We start from the raw sequence: 19533 nt of genomic DNA, 5'->3' as shown, positions 1-19533 counted from the left end.
GAGGTCACAGAGCTCACAAAGCATAAAGGCAAGAACGTTACCGTAACGGCATTGGGCGTTTTCCCTATGGCATCGGGGGATGCTGTCCCGTTATCCTTGGCTGCGGGCATAACCAACGCCATGCCGTTCTATTCCTGCTTGAGGCTGTTCTGCGACTGCTTGACGGCGTTCTATATCTGCTTTCTGCCGATATGTTTCTGCTTGATGCCACTCTGTCATTGCTTGATGCCGTTCTATACTTGCTTGCACTGATTTTACTGTTGCTTGTATCCGTATAGGATTTTTTCGTGTCTTTTCGTGTTTTTCGTGGCTGTGTTTTTCTTTGCGCGGGATAACGGCGGACAATGAGCATCAAAATTCCATCAGAATCGATGAGAACAGCGGGTTGCAACCCGCTGTTCTCTATTTTCGCGACAGTCTCCTTACTGGCATTGACGATACCAAGAATGGGTGGTATAGTACTGACGAGCGGATTGTTCAAGAGGAGGGACTGCGAATGGCGATACGCCCCTATAAACCGAAAGACAGACGCCCTATTGCGAGCCGTGAACGCAGGATATGGAAACGAATGGCCGCTTTTCTTGCCGCACGGCGCATTTCCCCGAACGCCATCTCCATTACCGGTATGATATTCGGGATCGTCTCGGGGATTCTCTTCGCGGCAACTCAATTTTCGCATAATGAACATATTCACCGCCTCTTGTGGTCAGCGGCTGCCGCATGCATACTGATCCGCCTCCTCGCCAACATGATGGACGGGATGGTGGCCGTTTTGTCAAAGCGGGCTTCACCGTACGGCGAACTCTACAACGAACTTACGGATCGCGTTTCCGACATTGCGATCATCATCGGCGCGGGGTATGCGGTCGGAGGGTGGCCGGCACTTGGATACATCGCCGCCGGGGTCGCAATACTCACTGCATATATCCGCGCTGTCGGTAATGCGGCGGGTGTATACAATCTCTTTATCGGCCCCATGGCAAAACCGCAGCGCATGGTCATTCTTATCACAGCAGGTGCGCTTATGGCGGTTGTTCCGCGGCAGTGGCAGCCCTTCTGGGGCGGGGCTGGCTGGGGAATCGTCGCCATTGGGCTTGGCATCATCATTATCGGCGGATCGATCACTATCGTTCGGCGGCTTCGTCTGATAATCGCATATCAACGGTCGCGAAAGTGATCGACGGAAAAAGCAGATGACAGTGTCTTTCCGGATGACATTGTTCGCTCTCTTCTTCATCATCGGCGGGTGCACCGTTCGAGTCCATGATATGCCGTATCGGGATTTTCTCAAAGTATACCACAATCTCAAGATCAACGAACGCAATCCCGGAGCGGAAAACGATAATTTCGTACGATCGACGATACCCTTTCGTATCAACGGACGCTATCTGCTCTGCGCGGTTTCATACGTCCGCACACCCGCCAATCCGGAAGTCAGGATAACCTTTTTCGGGCATAGGAACGAACTATGGAACATTCTTCATGAGTGGATGCTGGCTCCTGCGGTCATCGATGAATTTTCGACGCCACAACATGTACACATCGGATCGTCCGATTATATCGCTGTAATCCGGAGCAACAGCGGAGGAGAAACGATGATCGTGTTCTCTGTCGGCGCATCGATAGCTGACTGTGCGGTACTGCCGCCGCGTGAGAGCCTCATGCCGCTCATCGCCGGCGAACACAGTGACGGGCGATGGTACTGCATCATCGGCGATGATCGCATCAACATGCGCACGGCCGTGACGAACCGCGACGGAAAAAGAACGTCATTCATCGATGTCGGGTATGCTTCTGGCGGCGGCACATTGGAGCCGGTGCGATACGATCGTATTGCACCGGGAGAATGATCGCATGACCATCAGTCCCATCGGAGCAACGGTACTCATACTCGCCGCAGGTATTATGACGGGGTTCGGAGTACTGACCGGCATCCTGACGATCGTGCTCCTCGTGCGCAGACAGGAAATCAAAACGCTGTGGACCCGGTTCTTTGCCTGGTTCGTGATAATCCCTCCGCTCTTGATACCGCTCGTCCTCGGCAGGCATGCATTCCAGGCCGTCATGCTCATGCTTTCGCTTTTCTGTTTCAATGAATATGCCCGGGCGACGGGATTATGGAAGGACCGTCCGCTCATGATCGCAGCCTCCATCGCGATCACGGTGATCTTTATTCCCATTTTTCTTTTCGATTACGGATTTTATCAGGCGTTCCCCGTATTCGCCGCCTCGTTCATTATCGTACTGCCGATAATCCGCGGGCGATTCACCCATATGATACAGCAGACCTGCCTCGGCATACTCGGCATCATCTACTTCGGATGGTTCCTGTCGCATGTCGCCTATATCCGTAATCTTCCGCACGGCATTGAATATATCTTCATACTTATCGTACTCGTGGAGTCGAATGATGCGTTCGCCTATGTGTGGGGCAAGATACTCGGCAAGCACAAGCTCATCCCGTTGATCAGCCCCAATAAAACGATTGAAGGCGCGCTGGGCGCTCTCATATCGGTGATAGTACTTGCATTATTTCTGCGGCTGCTCGTACCGTACGTCGAGGTACCGATCATGCTGCTGCTCGCGGCACTCGTTTCCGTGCTCGGCATGCTCGGTGATCTTGTCATTTCATTCATAAAACGTGATCTGAGCATCAAGGACACCGGGAGCTTCATCCCCGGTCATGGCGGACTGCTCGACCGTTTCGACAGTCTCATCCTTGTCGCCCCGGCGTTCTTTCATTTCCTGAGGTTCTTTTACTATGGAACATGATCTTGGTGTCGGAACACCGCCGACGGAATACTGGGAGTTCGAGTCGCCGCCGAACGATTTCGATCTCGTCCGGAATACTTTCATTTCAAATGCTGTGCGGTTCTTCCTGAACATCGTCATTCGGGTCTACCTCTCCGTCTATCATCGGATAGAGTATCATGGGCGCGCACGCGCACACGGCGTCAGGGGGGCTATTATCATCGCGAACCACGCAAGTCATCTCGATGCGCCCGTGCTCGTATCCGCCTTCCCGCTTTCCCGGCGCAACAGCGTGCGAAGCCTTGCCGCGAAGGACTACTTTTTCACCTCCGCGTTCCGACGCATGGCGAGTTTTCTGCTCGCCAACAGCATCCCCATCGATCGCGGAAGGGTTGATTCGGCCTCGTTCCGGTTCTGCGCGGATGAAATGCAGCAGGGTATGAATATCATCATGTTCCCGGAAGGGACGCGTACCGCGGACGGAGCTGTCAAGCCATTTAAGCCCGGTATCGGAATGCTCGTGTGCACGCTGCGCGCACCGGTACTTCCCATCTATATACAAGGTGCGTACGAAGGCTTCCCCAGAGACCGCATGCTCCCGTCGCCGAAAAAGGTTCGCGTGTTCATCGGCGAGATGATGCGCTTCGATACGGGGCCGAACACGGCCGACCATTGGCGTGAGATCGCCGGATGTCTGCATGCGACGCTCCTCGAGATGGAAAAGCGAGCAAAGGAAGCATCCGTTGCCACTGTATGATCATGCCGTCGTGCTGTCTTTCTGAGGCGGATGCCCTCAAAAACCGGGTTTTTCGAGGTTCTCTGTATGGTAAAACCGCTCAATATTTCTTTGAATAATACCGAAAATTATGTTAAGGTCTTCACGGGCGTATTGTGTCCGGGGCCTCTTCCCATCACGGGCAAGGACTATCATGCGAGCACGGTCACTTCTTATCGTATGTGCAGGCTTCCTCACCTGCCTCATCGTCTCCGCTGCATGGCTTGAAGACTCGGACGATGCGGACACGAAGAAGATAATCACGCGGAAGAAAAAACCGTCGGTGACGAACATCGTGCGCGAAACGAACCTTGCCGCGCAGGAGATGAAAACCCCCGATACGAAGAGCGTCGTGACATCGGGCTCGTATGTCACGCTCGTCGCCGCGGAACGGGACAAGAGCGGCGCCAAAGCGGTCGTAACTTGGGTCGATGTCCCGACAAGCGGCGTAACGTATAAGATATACCGGAGCACCACCGCGATAAGCACCATCACCGCGTTCGAAACCGCGCGTCTCGTCGGCACGGTCGGCGACAATATCGGGAGCTATGTCGATGCGCCGCCGCCGGGGACATACTACTACGCAGTGACCGCTTCCCTCAAGGGCGTCGAACAGCGCGTGCTCGTCATCGATCAATCGTATACATCCATGGGCGTAAAGGTCACCGCCGCCGGGCCTGAAGACAACGGATTCGTAAGGAACATCAAATCGTTCTATGAACCCAATACGCGTTCCATCATCGTCATGTGGGAACCGCTCGCCGCCGCCGGCAATTACACCATCTACCGTTCGGATGCCCCGATAGCGAACGAGGGGGCGCTCGCGAAGGCGACCTCCATCGACGAATTGGAATACCATGAATCGGTGTTCGTCGACCGGCACATCGATCTTGCACGCGCCTATTACTATGCCATCATGCTCAACATGAACGGGAACATCGTCAAGCAGTTCCTCGCGAACCACACCTACACCACGCTCTCGGCGGAAGTAAAGCCGCGCGCAACGGTGTCCGTCGTCGTTACGCAGAAGACGAACGCTAAAAAGGACGATCTTTTCGACATCGACATACCGCCGCTGACCCCGAAGTCGAACGTCGTTGTCATGACGAAGCCGGAAAAGACCGATCCGCGCGTATACACGGTGACCAATATCCGTGCGGAAATGGCACCCGGCATCGGCATTCGCATATCATGGGAACTTCCGCAGAACGTAAGCAATGCGTTCTCGTTCATCGTGTACCGGAGCAAGACGACCGCGCTCTCAACGCCATTCGCGCTCAACAATGACCTCATGCACAAGATCATCAATCCATACGAATACCTCGCGGATAATCGCCGGTACGTGCTCGTGGACATGACGGTGGAATCGGCAACACCGTACTATTACGCGGTCCTCGTCGCCAACGGATCGCCCTATCTCTCGCACCCGTTCTTTCCGGACGTGAACTATACGACAAAGCCGGTCACCCCCGTGCTCGTCGATACCAATGCCGTACGCGGCCCCGTTAGCGTGGTCATTACGAACATCATCACCAATACGGTCGTCGCGACGATAACCAATCTCAACGCCATGACCAATCTGTTCGCGGTGACGAACTATGTCGATATACCGGTGACGAACGTCGTGACCGAGACCGTGACCAATGTCATCGCCGTGACGAATACGGTCGCCATGACGAACGTATTCGTACAGACGAATGAGGCACGCCCGGACGGGACAGTGAAGGGAACGTATGAGAAGCTCGGCACCCCCGACGATACGGTACGGGCGATATTGAACACGCGGTACTACCCCGGCCGTTTCGCCGAAGCCGCCGATGCGCTTGCCGCGTTCCTTGCGTCGGATGATTCCATGCCCGGAGACCGATCGTGGTATATCGCGAAGCTCTTCCTCGGACGTTCCCATCTTGAGCTCAGGCAATACCGTACCGCACTCGACGTGTTCCAGAGCGTACGCCAGCGCTCGCCCGAAGAAGTCGATTTCTGGATAGATAAAACGATAACGGCCATGCAGCGGCCGTATGCGCAGCCCAAGGAGAAGAAGCTATGAAAGTCTACATCGCTATCCTGGTGACCGTCATCACCGTAGGTGTGCTCGGCGCTGTCGGCTACCTCGCCGTCAATTACGGCGGCTTTACGCAGGAACGCCCGTATTATCGCGGCGTACGCGAATATGAGATAGGCCATTACCGCGAGGCCATCGGATCGTTCAATGAATATCTCTCGCTCAACTTCCGCAACAAAAAAAGCAATGACGCGAAATTCCGCATCGCCCTTTCGCTCAAGAAGCTCGATGAAACGGAGAACGCGAAGAAAAAGCTCGCGGAGGTCATAAGCGATCATTATTCGGACGAGGACACCGCACGCGCGGTCATTGAATATGCGGACATATGCCGGCTGGCGAACCAGTATGATTACTACATCATCGGGCAGATAGAGCTTATGCTCAGGCGTTTCCCGTCGGGGTCCGACCTCGAAAGCGCGCTTACCACGCAGTTCGGCTATCAGCAGCTCTTCCTCAAGCAATACGAGGTGGCGCTGCATCATTTCATGCGCTCGAGCACCGAGCTCTCGATACTCGGCAAAGCGCGCGCGTATCATGAGATGAACGATATCCCCAAGGCGCTTTCAGTGTATGAGGAATTCCTCACCTACAATCCGGGGAGCTCGCTCACCAAGGAAGTGCTGCGCACGTATCTCACGCAGGCGTCGCATCAGGCCATCGTCAATTACCGCCGAAAGAATTTCGAGACGGCGATACACTACTTCGGGCGCATACAGAAATACTTCCCGAACACCGCCGATGCCGAGAACGCGCTCTACTTCGCCGGTGAGGCGTTCTACGAACTTGAGAACTATGAGAAGGCGCTCACCATGTACGCCCATACCCTGGAGAATTCGATGTCCAGTCGGGATGCGGAGGCGCTCCTCAAAATAGGTCTCTGCTACTACTGGCTCAAGAATTATGCCGCCTGCTATAATGCGATGGATAAATTCCTCCGCGAATACCCGGCAAGCGTCTACTCGCCCCGCGCAGAGAAGTGGAAGGATATGGCGAAAAAAGAGCTTGAATACATGGGCGGGGAAACGTCGCTCTCGAAATAGCAACGCCGCGATTCACCTGCCAGTCGATTCCCGTGCGATAAGCGTTACCGGTATACGAACCGTGAGCGGTGAGAACATTCGGCCGCTCGTCAATGCCTGGACATCATCGGTTATCCGTTCCGCGAACATGCGCTCATGCAGGTCCATCGTCGACAGCGAGGGATAGAAGTATCTGCTCCAGAACAGATTGTCGGTACCGATGATGCCTGCATCATGCGGGATGCGCACCCCGCGCGAGAGAAGCACCCGCATGCCGGCAAGCGCCCCGGCATCGCTGAAAAAATAGTATGCATCGTGCGTAAGCGGCACCGTTCCCATCAGGGCGCCGATAGTCTCAAGCGAATAGATGCCCTCGACGGTGTAGAGCACGGACGTTCCTCCCCCGCTCGTGAATTCCTCAGTGAACCCGAGGTATCGTTCGCTCGAACAGCGCGACGCCATTTCCGGGGGAAAGATGACGGCGGCATTGCGGTACCCGCGGTCGATAAGATGCCGTGCGGCATGTTCGCCGACCATACGGTCATCGACGATGTAATTTATCGTGCCCAGAGGATCGATACCGCCCTGGAGACTGAAGACGGGGAGCGATGGTTCCGTCTCACGGACGAAGGCGCTGAACGCGGAGTTCATGCTTATCACCGCAGCGGGATCGGACGCGAGCATGGACGATAATCGCGCGTTGAAATTCTCACCCGCGAACGAAAGCTCGATGAACGTCATGCCCCGCGCTTCGAAGAGGCCCCGCATTTCCGCGGATACACCGGAAAAGAACGAGGTGCCGATATTGCTGCCGTGTATCGACCCATGGACAGAGAACACCGTTCGCCCGGTGCGCACGCTTTTACGCGCCACATACCCGAGCGACCGCGCCGCGGCGAGCACCGTTTCGCGCGTGCCTTCCGCGATGCGCACGTCCTGCCTGCCGCTCAGTATGAGCGAGACCGTCGCCGATGATACCTTCGCCTTCTTCGCGATATGTCCGATGGTGACTTTCTTGGTGTACATGAAAAGTTTACTTCCATTTTGAATGTTATAACGCAGCCATTTTTTTCGCCATTAAACCGCTTCCGCGCACCTCCTGTGCGCTGGCGCTTGGCGCTACGCGGCACAGAAACTCATCATCTATACTAACCCGCCTCCTGCGGTGAATGATTACGATCTTTTCTTCCTCAATGAATATCGTTATGCCGCGTCAGTCAATACGTACAGTTTTTACGGAAAAGATCAAGCGCGTATTCGTACGTGGACAGCTTCACATCGTAGGAGATGGAGTGGTCGGAATGGAACACATAGGGAATGCGAAGCTTGCGTACACCGGCGAGCTTCGGCAGTATCTCCGCGTCGATGGCCGCGCGGTCGTTCGTCTCAAGCGCCATGATGTTGATATTGCCCATGAAGGAAAGCTTACCTGCGTACGTCTGACCGAGCTCGACAACGTTCATGCCGGTCTTTGCTTCCATCGGCTGCAGGCAGTCGACGCCCGATTCTATTATCGCCGGGATATGCTTAACGATGTTACCGCAGGTATGCATGATGACCGGGAGTTTGTGGTCCTTGAGGAAACCGAAGAATTTCTTATGATACGGCAGTATCAGTTCGCGATGCATGGCCGGTGAGAAGAACGCGTCCTTGGTATACCCGAGGTCCTCATAGATGAACATACCGTCGGGCTTGCCCACTTCCCGGAAGAGATAGTCGTAATGCTCGATCATGAAATCGGTCATTACCGAGCAGTAATCGTGTATCCACGCGGGCTCAAGCGCGGCGGATTCCGACATGACCACATCGCCCATCGAGGCGCGCATCATCTCGAAGATGAAGAGATTGCTGAATACGGTGAATACATCATCGTTCCTGTGCTTCGCATAGTTCGCCTTCATCGCCGCAAGGTCGCCGAAACGCCGCGTGTCTATCGCTGAGAAATTATCGCGGTATTTCTCCTTCCACAGCGCGGATGTCGACAGTGAAAAGCCGATATGCTCCGGTGTTCCGCTCTTCTTTTTCCAGTAGCGCAGTTCGGCACCCCAGCCGTTGCGCACGACCTTGGTCTCATCATCCTCATGGATGATCTCGTCAGCCATCACCTTCCCCTGCGTATTGAACCATCCGCCTATGTTCCGGAGGTCATAATCGAAATGCGCGACGGTATCCGTACCCTCGGGCAAGCCCTGTTTCTGCCAATGGTCCTGAAGAAGGAACGGCCAGAAATGCTCGTACACCCCCATGCGCTCCGGCGCCTTCTTGTCGCGGATTATAGAGAACATGATGTCCCGTTTTTTCATGCCCGACTCCTGATGAGAATTGCTAAAAATTTAATAAATATTTGGCAAAAGTCAAGCAGCAATTGAACAATTTTGTGATCCATCGTTTTTATCGAATTTCACTGCAAATGACAGGCTCTGCTTGACAAATCCGCCGCTGGCCGTACAATGCGGCTATGCCCTCCCCTGCTATTGAGACCGTACCATGACGCGAACATTACGCAGGACAGCTTTCTCTTCCGCCGTACTTATCGCGGCGATATCCATTGAACTTATCCTCACGCCCGGCTGCGTATCGACGCAGTACCGCACCGTTGCGGATAGACAGCTTGCCTTTCAGGAAGCGAGCAATCTTCTCTCCAAGGCGCGTTCGCGGCTTGAGAAATCCCGGGCACTCCCGGACGAAGCAGAACGGATAGAGCGTGAATCGCGCAATGACCTCATGCGTGCACGCGATATCTTCGACCGGCTGTTCGAGCAGCAGCGCACGGTCACTATCGTCCTTTCGCTCGCACAGACGCAGAAACTTCTCGGCGATATCGAAGCGGCATATCGATCGTTCCTCTATATCGTGAACAATCTCGATACGAACCACGCTGAATCGCTCGCTGAGCTCGGATCGATAGCGCTTTCCGCCTTCAACAATGGCGATGAGGCGAAAGGCTATTACAAGCGCATCCTCGCGTCCGACCCCGACAATACCGAGGCGCTCTTTTACACCGGCTATATCGATTATCGCAAGAGCGATTATCAATCCGCACGCATATCGTTCGAGAAACTCCTCGCGCTTCCGCCAACGGGTCAATACCGGGCGTATGCCGAGCTCTATCTCGGCGTCGTGGAATTCTACGCGGGCAATTATGAGCAATGCGCCGCGCTCATCGGACCGCGCTATGCCGCGGTAGCGAACGATGTCGAAGGGCTCATGTTCGCCATACCGCTCTATAAAAGCTGTCAGATAACCGAACGATTCGCCGATGCGCTCGAAGTGATAGCACCGCTTGAGCGTGAGGCGTCCAATGCCCTCTACACGCATGAAACGGTCTTCCTTGCATCGCTCGCAGGGAAACCGGTGGCATCATATGCAGCGGCGGTACGTGCGGCAAAGGCAACACCACCGTCATTCGTGCTCGCCGCGTTCATGATAGAAAAGGGGGATATGAGCAATGCTCGAGAGCTCCTCATCCGTGACGCGGCAGGTTCGCCCCCGCTCGAAACGATGCAGATGCTCTTTCATATCGACAGGAAGCTCGGCCCCCCCGAGCGTGCGCGCAAGACCGAGCTCGATCTCGCCGTATATTATTACCGCAATAATGTGTACGGCATGGCGTTACGGCACCTCACCTCTCTCGTTGCCGAAAAGAAGTACGCCTATCTCTGGTACGATATCGCCATGGCGTATCTGCGGACGAACGACACCGAGCATGCGCGGGATGCGGCGGCGCGGTACATCAAGGCGGATATCACGCATAAGCTCGCCGCGCTCTGGGATGTATCCGATTTTCTTCTTCGCCAGCGCAGTTTCCCCGATGCACAGGCAGGATATGACCGCATCATCAAACTGTTCCCCGACTCCACGTTCGCGTATCTGCAGAAGGGCGTCGTGTACGGCATGACCGGCGATGCACCCTCCGCACGCCGAATGATCGAAAAGGCGCGAAGCCTCTTCGCCGGCGAGGATGACAAAGGGAAGAAATCGGCATACTACACCATCGGGACGATAGAGCTCATGATCGGGCGTTCGAAAGAGGCCGTTGATGCGCTCTCACGCGCGCTCGATCTCGACCCCGATGACCCGAATTCGCTCAACGCCCTCGGGTATACCTATATCGATCAGGACATCAATATCGCAAAAGGGCTCACGCTCGTGAAGAAAGCGCTTTCGATAAGACAAAGCCCGCACTTCTACGACAGCCTCGGCTGGGGATACTTCAAGGAAAAACGCTTTGATGAAGCAAAGACGGAACTCACGCGCGCCCTCGGGGGCTTTTCCGGCGAAGGACTATCCGTCGTCTACGGCCATCTCGGCGACGTATATCTCGCGATGGGCGATACGGCGAACGCGCTCGAGTCGTTCAGGAAGGCGCTCGCGGTAGAGGAAAAAAGCATCGAATTCAACGAAAAAGCGGTGCGCGAGAAAGTGAAGAAGCTCGAGGGCAAGCGATAGCGTGACGCGCCAGTACTTCTCATTCGCCGACTACACGCGGGACCGGTTCGGTTCCGCCGCCGGCAAGATATCCATCGATATCGGCTTCGGCTGCGCGCATCAGAAACGAACCGGCGGATGCAGCTTCTGTTCGCTCGCCGCATTCGCCCCGTCGTACACATCACCCGCCCTTTCTGTGGAAGAACAATGGCAGCGCGGAAAGAAGTTCAGCCGCCATGCGCGGAACTACGCATATCTCCAGCTCGGGACGAATACCGGGCCGGGCATCGATGTGGCACGTATTCTCGCGCCGATAGCAGAAGATACTTCTCTCTCTGGCATCATGATAGGCACGCGCCCTGACGCGCTCGATGCCACAACGATCTCCGCACTGTCCGAACTGGCCTCCCGTTACGACGTATGGATGGAAATGGGCATGCAGTCGATGGATAATGCCGTGCTTGCGCATATCGATCGCGGGCACACGTTCGAACAATTCATGGAGGCCGCCCTGTGCGTTCAGCGCGGGAAGATACGAGTAAGCGCGCATGTCATATTCGGGCTGCCGGGGGAAGCGCGTGAAGGGATGCTTGCCGGCATACGCGAGCTCGCGAAGATACCCGTCGACGGCATGAAATTCCATCAGCTGTCAATAGTACGCGGTACAAAAATCGCCGATCTCTATGCGCGCGAACCGTTCCCGCTCCTCGATGAGCGTACGTATGCAGACATCGTCGCTCACGCGCTCACCATGCTCCCCGCATCGGTGGTCATCGAACGTCTTGTCGGCGACAGCCACAGCGAATATCTCATCGCACCCCGCTGGAAAGCGGGAAAGCATGAGGTCATCGCGATGATACGTGAACGGCTTGAGGAGATGAACGCTGTGCAGGGAACGAACGCATCGTAGCCGCTGTCAGCGGCTAGCGGTCAGCCGTCTTCTTTTGGGTAAAATAGATGACGAACACCATGCCGATGAACAGATGTATCCCGATGAGCTCGAAGGCTACCGTGAACGCATTGTTCTCGACGAACAAAAGACGCGCGAAATCCGTTACCGTGAAATGTTTGGTCGTCTCGGCTACCATGGAAGGGGCGTGGAGAATGGAGATGAGCGCGAAGAACAGGTTGGCAAGCAGCACTACGGCGATAAGCGCGCCGAACAACCGCTTCGTGCGCGAGGGGATATGCATATTCCCCTGTGCGGCAAGATCGATATACATGAGCACGAACAGGAACAGCACGATGATACCCGCGGCATACACGAGTATCTGCACGATGCCGACGAACTGCATATCCGCTATGAAGTAGAGCACGGCGAGGGCGAAAAGCGAGAGCACGAGGCTCGCGGCGCTCGTTATGGGGTTCTTGAGGAATATCGCGGCTATCGCGGCAGAGGCGACGATGACGGCGAAGAACATGAACGCACCGTCGACGAACATGCGGTTGAACTGGTCGACCGATATCGAACCGATGATCGCTCTTACTGCATCCATATTATGGCACGAACTTTATCGGACCGCCCTTCTTCTCGAGCAGGTCCTCTTTCTTAAGATAGAACGATGCTTTATCCTCGTTCGCAAGCTCATATCCCTCTTCCAGATAGATGGCGCCTTTCGGGCAGGCCTCCTGACAGAAACCGCAATACACGCAGCGCAGAAGGTCTATCTCATAGCGCACGGGATATTTCTCGTCGTTCACATACCCGTCCTTCGTCGCATTCGATATCTCCCCGGCGACGATGGATATGGCGCCCGCGGGACAGGAATACTGACAGGCGAAACAGGCCACGCAGCGCACGGCGTTCTTCTCATCGCGTTTCAGCCGATGGCGTCCGCGGAATCGCGGCGAGACCGGCAATCGCTTCTCGGGGTAGGACACCGTCGATTTCTTCAGGGCGAAAAAATGCCTGAGGGTAAGGAGCATCCCCTTGATGATGGCGGGGAAATACATGCGCTCCCAGACGGTGGGATTGTCGATGCGGTATTTTTCGTGGACATTAACGGCCATGACGACGGATTATAGTGCGATTGCACGGGAAGTCAAGCCGACACGCGGCAGATCGTTCGCGTGCATTGTCAAAAACTACCGGACATGCTATAGTCGGTCCATCATGGAATGCGGAGGACATACGTATGAAACATGTGATCATAGCGCTTGCATGCTGCATAGCGCTCAACGCAGAGGAAGGTCTTGTCGGCTACTGGAAATTCGATGAAGGCTCGGGCATTACCGCCGCCGACGCCTCGGGCAATAATCGCAAAGCGATACTGACGAATGCCGTCTGGGTGAACGGTAAAAAAGGCATGGCGGTCGAATTCAACGGCGCAATGAGCTATGCGCGCGCCGCTGTCATCGATATCCCCGGAAGCTTATCCATGTGCGCCTGGGTGAAGCCATCGGCCATGCCGACGGACCGTGAGTTCAATGAAATGGCCGCGGTGTCCAGACCAGGATTTCACAACACGCTCGGCGTCCTGACGAACGGGGCGTTCTTTTTCAGCATGTGGAACGTCGACAACAAGAACGCCTATGCGACGGCCCCATCTGCGAACGTTTCCGGCACGTGGCATCATATCGCCGGTGCTTATGATATGGGAAAGAATCAAACGACCATATACATCAACGGTGTATCGGTAAAGTCAGCGGTCATGGCAGAGGGCGCCCCGCGCAAGTATCCCCCGGATATTTTCATCGGCGTGGCTTCTCCGAGCCCGAGCAAATATGCATCGTTCTATCTCGGCGCTGTGGACGAGGTTAAGGTGTTCTCACGCGCACTTTCGGCCGAGGAGATCAAAGCGATATACGCGTCGTACTGACGGCAGGCATGGACACTGAAAATGCATCATGTCCTTTATGCAGCGGGACCAAACGCCTCTCCCAGAAAGGCATAGCGGTCATCTATCTCCTTCCGCATATCGTATGGGTATGCATTGCGGTGATATCGCTCATACTCGGCATTGTGCATAACCGCTACTGGCTCATTCTCACCGCAGGGGCATATATCGCACCGCTCGTCAGGGCCGATCTCAGACTGCTGCTCTACCCCTTTACCGCCATCGCATCCGTGCTGGGGGCGAAGGTCAACTGTCCGAAATGCGAACCGCACGGGGGCGTGTTCAGGAAATACTAGCTTTTGGGCGGCGAAAGTCCGAATTGTACCGCGAAAAGCCCTTTTTTACTTGACTCCGCCGCTCTCCCATGATATACTGCATCGCCTCTGTGGGCAGCTCGCGGATACGATACGTCCCCCAGAACACCATATCGAGATAAGGTCATGGCCGAAAAGAACGACGCATCAAAAAAAGATAAAGACGATAAAACCCCGGCGATATCCACTGCCACCGCGGATATCCTCAAAAGCGTCGAGCCTATAGCCATAGAAGCCGAAATAAAGGATTCCTACCTTACCTATGCGATGAGCGTCATCGTGTCCCGGGCGCTCCCCGACGTCCGCGACGGCCTTAAGCCGGTGCATCGCCGCATTCTGTACGCCATGTACGACAGCGGCCTCACCCACGATAAACCGTACAAGAAGTCGGCGACCACGGTCGGTGAAGTGCTCGGTAAATATCACCCGCACGGCGACGCCGCAGTATATGAAACAATGGTACGCCTGGCGCAGGATTTCTCGCTCCGCGCTCCGCTCGTCGACGGTCAGGGCAATTTCGGCTCCATCGACGGCGACCCGGCGGCCGCAATGCGGTACACCGAATCGCGGATGACGCACCTTGCGGAAAAGCTCCTTGACGATATAGAAAAAGAGACCGTCGATCTCGCCTCGAACTTCGATGATTCCCGCAAAGAGCCGACAGTGCTCCCGGCGGCATTCCCCAACCTCCTCGTCAACGGTTCATCCGGCATAGCCATCGGCATGGCGACGAACATACCGCCGCATAATCTCCACGAAGTCACGAACGCCATCTCGGCATATATCGACAACCCGAAGATAGAGATCCCCGAGCTCATGAAATATGTCAAGGGACCGGACTTCCCCACCGGGGGCATCATCTACGGTCTTGAAGGCATCAAAGCCGCATATATGACCGGCAGGGGTCACATCAAGGTCCGTGCCAAACTCGATATGGAAGAGGGAAAGAACGGGAAAGAGGTCATCGTCGTCACTGAGATACCGTACATGATCAAGAAATCGGACCTCATCATAAAGATAGCCGAGCTTGTGAAGGACGACAAGATAGAAGGTGTCGCGGGCCTTCGCGATGAGAGCGACAGGCGCGGGATGCGCATCGTCATAGAACTCAAGAAGAACGTCGCCGCACAGATAGTGCTCAATCAGCTCTTCAAGCATACGCCGCTTGAGAGCACGTTCGGCATCATCAATCTCGCGCTTGACAACGGCGAACCGAAAGTGCTTACGCTCAAGGAGATGATATCGCTCTTCGTCTCGCACCGCGTCGATGTGGTCACGCGCCGGATCAAATTCGACCTCAAGGAAGCCGAGGCCCGTGCGCATATCGTCATAGGGCTTCTCATTGCGCAGGAGAACATCGACGACATCATCAAGGTCATCAAAGCGAGCAAAACGACGGAGGCCGCGCGCGACAGGTTGATGGCCGAGTTCAAGCTCTCCGAGATACAATCGCAGGCGATACTCGACATGCCGCTCAAGCGGCTCACCGCACTTGAACGAGAAAAACTCGAACAGGAGCTCGCCGAACTGAAAAAGATGATCGACCATTTCAAGGACCTGCTCGCCTCACCGAAGAAGATACTCGATCTCATCAAGCGTGAGCTCGTCGCGGTCGCGGAGAAATTCGGCGATGACAGACGCACCGAGATCGCCGGACGAACGGAATCCACCGAGATAGACTCCGCCGACCTCATACACGACGAGAACATGGCGGTCAGCATCAACACGCAGGGGTTCATCAAGCGCGTGCCCGCGGATTCCTACCGCGTGCAGGGCCGCGGCGGCGTGGGCGTGCAGTCGGGCAAGAACAAATCCGATGAATTCATACGCCATCTCTTCGTCGCCTCCACGAAGGACACGGTGATATTCTGCACCGACAAGGGGAAAGCATTCTGGATGAAGGTGCACGAGATACCCGAAACGGCGAAGACCGCGCAGGGCAAGAGCATAAAATTCATACTGAACCTTGCGCCCAATGAGAACATCACGAGCTACTTCACGATACGCGACATAGAACCGGGCGTATCGATACTCATGATAACGAAAAAAGGCGTGCTCAAGAAAATGGAACTTATCCATCTTGAGAACGCGAAAAAGCGCGGCATCATGGCGATCAATCTCTCCTCCGACGATGAGCTCGTCGCCATCGACGCGATACAACAGGGCGAGGATTTCATCATCACCACGATGAACGGGCTTGCGCTCCGCACCAACGAGTCCAAGGTACGCACGATGGGGCGCGCGGCATCCGGCGTGCGCGGCATGCGGCTCCTCCCGGGCGACGAATGCATATCGCTCACCACGGTCACGCAGGATGAGGACCTCATCGTGATAACCGAACGCGGCCTGGGCAAACGCCTCTCCTCCAAACGCTTCAACGTGAAGGGGCGCGGCGGCAAGGGCCAGATATACATGAAGCTCGATGACCGCACCGGTAAGGTTGCCGCGGTGAAAGCGGGCAGAGCTTCGGACGATCTCATGGTCGTTACCGATGAGGATATGGTCATCAAGATGCACATCGAGGATATGCCCGAGCTCGGACGCAATGCGAAGGGCGTACGCATCGTCAACATCACCCCGCCCGCGGTCGTCACCGACATCGCCATCGATGTGGAACGCGAAACGCCCAAGGAATAGCGCATGCCACCGACCATCGATCGCCTCAAACGGCTGAGCCGCTACGCCGCTGTCGCCGGCATCGTCGTTTTTTTCTTCGGGTTCCTGTTCCTCTTCGCCGTGCCCGGCTACCCGACCATGCCGTTCTGGGTCGTACTCGTGCTCTCAGCGGGAGCGATCGCATCATTCATCGTCCTCAACCGCGAGCTTATCGTGAGATTTTTCGCGCTGCGCACCGTCAGGAAGGCGGTCGGCTCGAGCGTGTATCTCATCATCATCATCGCCATTCTCGTCGCCGCATACATGGTCGCGAGCAATTTTCCCCTGCGCTTCGATCTCACGCGCGGGAAGCTCTTCACGCTCTCGGCGCGTTCCGAAGAGGTGCTCAAACTCATCAAGGGGGACATGATAATCATCGTGTTCAGGAGCCCCGCAGAAGACCCGTCATCGGCGGCGTGGAAGGCGGATCAGCTCCTCAAGCAGTATGCCGCACGGAACAAAAAGATCCGCCTCAAATACATCGACCCGAACCAGGACCCGATAATGGCGAACAAGCTCGAGGTCACCGAGGCCGGCGAGATGATATTCGTCTACAGGGGAAGGAAGACGCGCGTGCTCAACCGCGACCTTGCCGTCGGGGACGGATCGAAGGCGACGTTCGTCGGCGAGGAGCGGCTCACGCAGGCGATATACTCCCTCGTGGAATCGTATAAGCTCGGCATCTATTTCACCGCAGGTCATGACGAATACCGAATCGATGATAAGTCCGAACAGGGATATTCCATCATACGGAATTTCCTCGAGAGCGAAAATTACGATGTGCGCACGCTCGAAACGGCGAAGGCACCTGAACTCCCGGCGAATGCGGCACTCATCGTAATAGCCGGGCCCAAGCGCGCGTTCAATGAACGTGAGCTCGGCATGCTCTCGCGTTACCTGAAAAGCGGCGGACGTCTCCTTGCGCTCTACGATCCCTTCGGTATTCAGAACAACAATTGCAATCTCGATGCGCTCCTCGCCGAATGGGGGTTCCTCCTCCCGCGCGATTTCGTCGTTGACCCCGCGCACAACTCCGGCAACCCCGTCTACATCGTCCCCGGCTACGGCACGCATCCGTCGGTGGCCTCGCTCAAGGAACGCAACATGCCCGTATGCCTTTTCCTCGCGCGGAGCGTAAAGGCATCGACCGTTCGCAAAGGCGGTGCCGTGATGGAAATGCTCCGCACGCCCGACGGCGAGAGCTGGGCGGAGACCGATCTTGCGAGCGACACGCCGCGTTTCAACGCAGGAGACTCACGCGGGCCGATCACCGTCGGTGCAACGGCCGTATATCCGCTGCCCGGCACATCGACGAACGGTTCGACAAGCTCACCGACCGCAACGAACGATGTGAAAGAGACGCGCATTGCCGTCATCGGCGATTCGGATTTTGCCATGAATCAGGCGCTCTCCGGACAGTATCAGTACGGCTATGTGTTCACCGGGAACAAGGACCTCTTCCTCAACACGATATCCTATTTACTGAAAATGGAGCACAAGATATCCATTCGCCCCAAAGGGGAAGAAGAAAAACGGCTTACGCTCACCTCGGGGCAGACGAATTTCCTTATCGTGTTCGTGCAGATAATCATACCGCTCCTCTTTGCCATTGCGGGAGCCATTGTCTGGTTCATGCGGAGAAAATGAAAGCGGTAACAACCCCCACCCAACCCTCCCCCTTTTTAAAGGGGAGGGCGAAGAAGGCGTAATGAAGATAAAATTGCATAATTCTCTTTCGCGTAGTGATGAAGAATTCACACCGATAACGCCGGGCGAAGTGAAGATGTATTCCTGCGGGCCGACGGTGTACAACTTCGCGCATATCGGCAATTTCCGCGCGTATATGGTAAGCGATCTCCTCCACCGCACGCTTCTCCTCGCGGGATACAAGGTCACGCTTATCATGAACCTCACCGACATCGACGACAAGACGATACGCAGCGCGCGGGCGGAGAAACTCCCGCTCACATTGTTCACGGAGAAATACAAGAAAGCCTTCTTCGAGGACATTGCGGCGCTCCGCATCAAACCGGCATCGGTGTACCCTTCAGCGACCGACCACATACCGGAGATGATATCCATCATCCAGCGTCTCACCGAACGCGGGCATACGTATGCCGCCGACGGATCGATATACTTCCGCCTGTCATCGTTCCCGAACTACGGAAGGCTCGCCAATCTCGAACACGATGTGCTCAAGGCCGGCGCGTCGGGGCGCGTTGCCGCGGACGAATACGAGAAAGAGAACGTGAGCGATTTCGCGCTCTGGAAAGGCTACGCCGAAGCGGACGGCGATGTGTTCTGGGAGACGCCGCTCGGCAAGGGGCGCCCCGGATGGCATATCGAATGCTCGGCGATGAGCACGAAATATCTCGGCGATACCTTCGACATACACACCGGCGGCATCGATAATAAATTCCCGCATCATGAGAACGAGATAGCGCAGACCGAATGCGCTACGGGAAAGAAATTCGTGCACTACTGGCTCCACAACGAGCATCTCATCGTCGACGGCGAGAAGATGTCCAAGTCCAAAGGGAATTTCTACACGCTCCGCGACCTCATCGCAAAGGGATACGACGCGCGCGCGATACGCTATCTCCTCATAAGCTCGCATTACCGGAAGCAGCTCAATTTCTCGCTTGACGGCATTCTGCAGTCGGCGAAAGCGCTGGAGCGCATGAACGAT

17 protein-coding genes are annotated in these 19533 nt (G+C 55.7%); 13 read left to right on the top strand and 4 right to left on the bottom strand.

The window, feature by feature from the left end; translation table 11 throughout:
* The first annotated feature begins 496 nt into the window (after positions 1 to 496).
* From AABZ39_20645 to AABZ39_20620, 6 genes are all read left to right on the top strand, one after another.
* The gene (locus AABZ39_20645) at positions 497 to 1177 is read left to right on the top strand and encodes a CDP-alcohol phosphatidyltransferase family protein (GenBank protein ID MEK6797196.1); all 681 of its coding nucleotides are present in this window, start codon (positions 497 to 499) and stop codon (positions 1175 to 1177) included.
* A 16-nt stretch (positions 1178 to 1193) separates the two neighbouring features.
* Complete coding sequence (locus tag AABZ39_20640; GenBank protein MEK6797195.1) at positions 1194 to 1850, top strand: hypothetical protein; 657 nt, start codon at positions 1194 to 1196, stop codon at positions 1848 to 1850.
* A gap of 4 nt (positions 1851 to 1854) precedes the next feature.
* Positions 1855 to 2772 carry a phosphatidate cytidylyltransferase gene (locus tag AABZ39_20635; GenBank protein MEK6797194.1) on the top strand — a complete coding sequence of 306 codons (918 nt, stop codon included), beginning with the start codon at positions 1855 to 1857 and terminating at the stop codon, positions 2770 to 2772.
* Positions 2762 to 3508 carry a lysophospholipid acyltransferase family protein gene (locus AABZ39_20630; GenBank protein ID MEK6797193.1) on the top strand — a complete coding sequence of 249 codons (747 nt, stop codon included), beginning with the start codon at positions 2762 to 2764 and terminating at the stop codon, positions 3506 to 3508. Before AABZ39_20635 ends, AABZ39_20630 begins: the two co-directional genes overlap by 11 nt.
* 172 nt (positions 3509 to 3680) lie before the next feature.
* A complete protein-coding gene (locus AABZ39_20625; protein MEK6797192.1) occupies positions 3681 to 5576 on the top strand; it encodes a hypothetical protein in 1896 nt (631 codons plus the stop codon).
* A complete protein-coding gene (locus AABZ39_20620) occupies positions 5573 to 6631 on the top strand; it encodes a tetratricopeptide repeat protein (GenBank protein ID MEK6797191.1) in 1059 nt (352 codons plus the stop codon). Before AABZ39_20625 ends, AABZ39_20620 begins: the two co-directional genes overlap by 4 nt.
* 12 nt (positions 6632 to 6643) lie before the next feature.
* On the opposite strand, the gene AABZ39_20615 is transcribed toward AABZ39_20620, so the two are convergent.
* Together AABZ39_20615 and AABZ39_20610 are read right to left on the bottom strand one after the other, a co-directional pair.
* Entirely contained in the window at positions 6644 to 7636 is a 993-nt protein-coding gene (locus AABZ39_20615; protein MEK6797190.1) for a LacI family DNA-binding transcriptional regulator, read from the bottom strand.
* A 191-nt stretch (positions 7637 to 7827) separates the two neighbouring features.
* The gene (locus tag AABZ39_20610) at positions 7828 to 8913 is read right to left on the bottom strand and encodes a uroporphyrinogen decarboxylase family protein (protein MEK6797189.1); all 1086 of its coding nucleotides are present in this window, start codon (positions 8911 to 8913) and stop codon (positions 7828 to 7830) included.
* A gap of 184 nt (positions 8914 to 9097) precedes the next feature.
* Between AABZ39_20610 and AABZ39_20605 the strand changes: the two genes are divergently transcribed.
* Entirely contained in the window at positions 9098 to 11059 is a 1962-nt protein-coding gene (locus AABZ39_20605) for a tetratricopeptide repeat protein (GenBank protein MEK6797188.1), read from the top strand.
* Between the two features lies 1 nt (position 11060).
* Positions 11061 to 11948, top strand: coding sequence for a TIGR01212 family radical SAM protein (locus tag AABZ39_20600; GenBank protein ID MEK6797187.1), 888 nt, complete (start codon positions 11061 to 11063; stop codon positions 11946 to 11948).
* A 13-nt stretch (positions 11949 to 11961) separates the two neighbouring features.
* Here the strand turns inward: AABZ39_20600 and AABZ39_20595 are convergent, their stop codons facing one another.
* Together AABZ39_20595 and AABZ39_20590 are read right to left on the bottom strand one after the other, a co-directional pair.
* On the bottom strand, positions 11962 to 12534 hold the full coding sequence (locus AABZ39_20595) for an NADH-quinone oxidoreductase subunit J (protein ID MEK6797186.1): 573 nt from the start codon (positions 12532 to 12534) through the stop codon (positions 11962 to 11964).
* Between the two features lies 1 nt (position 12535).
* Positions 12536 to 13048, bottom strand: coding sequence for an NADH-quinone oxidoreductase subunit I (locus AABZ39_20590; protein ID MEK6797185.1), 513 nt, complete (start codon positions 13046 to 13048; stop codon positions 12536 to 12538).
* A 125-nt stretch (positions 13049 to 13173) separates the two neighbouring features.
* Between AABZ39_20590 and AABZ39_20585 the strand changes: the two genes are divergently transcribed.
* The 5 genes from AABZ39_20585 to cysS all read left to right on the top strand — a co-directional run.
* Positions 13174 to 13857 (top strand): LamG domain-containing protein, encoded by a 684-nt coding sequence (locus tag AABZ39_20585; GenBank protein MEK6797184.1) that lies wholly within the window; start codon positions 13174 to 13176, stop codon positions 13855 to 13857.
* 8 nt (positions 13858 to 13865) lie between these two features.
* The gene (locus AABZ39_20580) at positions 13866 to 14171 is read left to right on the top strand and encodes a hypothetical protein (protein ID MEK6797183.1); all 306 of its coding nucleotides are present in this window, start codon (positions 13866 to 13868) and stop codon (positions 14169 to 14171) included.
* Positions 14172 to 14315: 144 nt separating this feature from the next.
* Positions 14316 to 16826, top strand: coding sequence for a DNA gyrase subunit A (gyrA, locus tag AABZ39_20575; protein MEK6797182.1), 2511 nt, complete (start codon positions 14316 to 14318; stop codon positions 16824 to 16826).
* Positions 16827 to 16829: 3 nt separating this feature from the next.
* Entirely contained in the window at positions 16830 to 18491 is a 1662-nt protein-coding gene (locus AABZ39_20570; GenBank protein ID MEK6797181.1) for a GldG family protein, read from the top strand.
* Positions 18492 to 18552: 61 nt separating this feature from the next.
* Positions 18553 to 19533 (top strand): cysteine--tRNA ligase (gene cysS, locus AABZ39_20565; protein MEK6797180.1); only part of this gene is annotated, 981 nt, incomplete at its 3' end.

This window comes from Spirochaetota bacterium (assembly GCA_038043445.1).
Taxonomy (GTDB): domain Bacteria; phylum Spirochaetota; class Brachyspiria; order Brachyspirales; family JACRPF01; genus JBBTBY01.
This window is presented reverse-complemented; position numbering and strand designations above follow the sequence as displayed.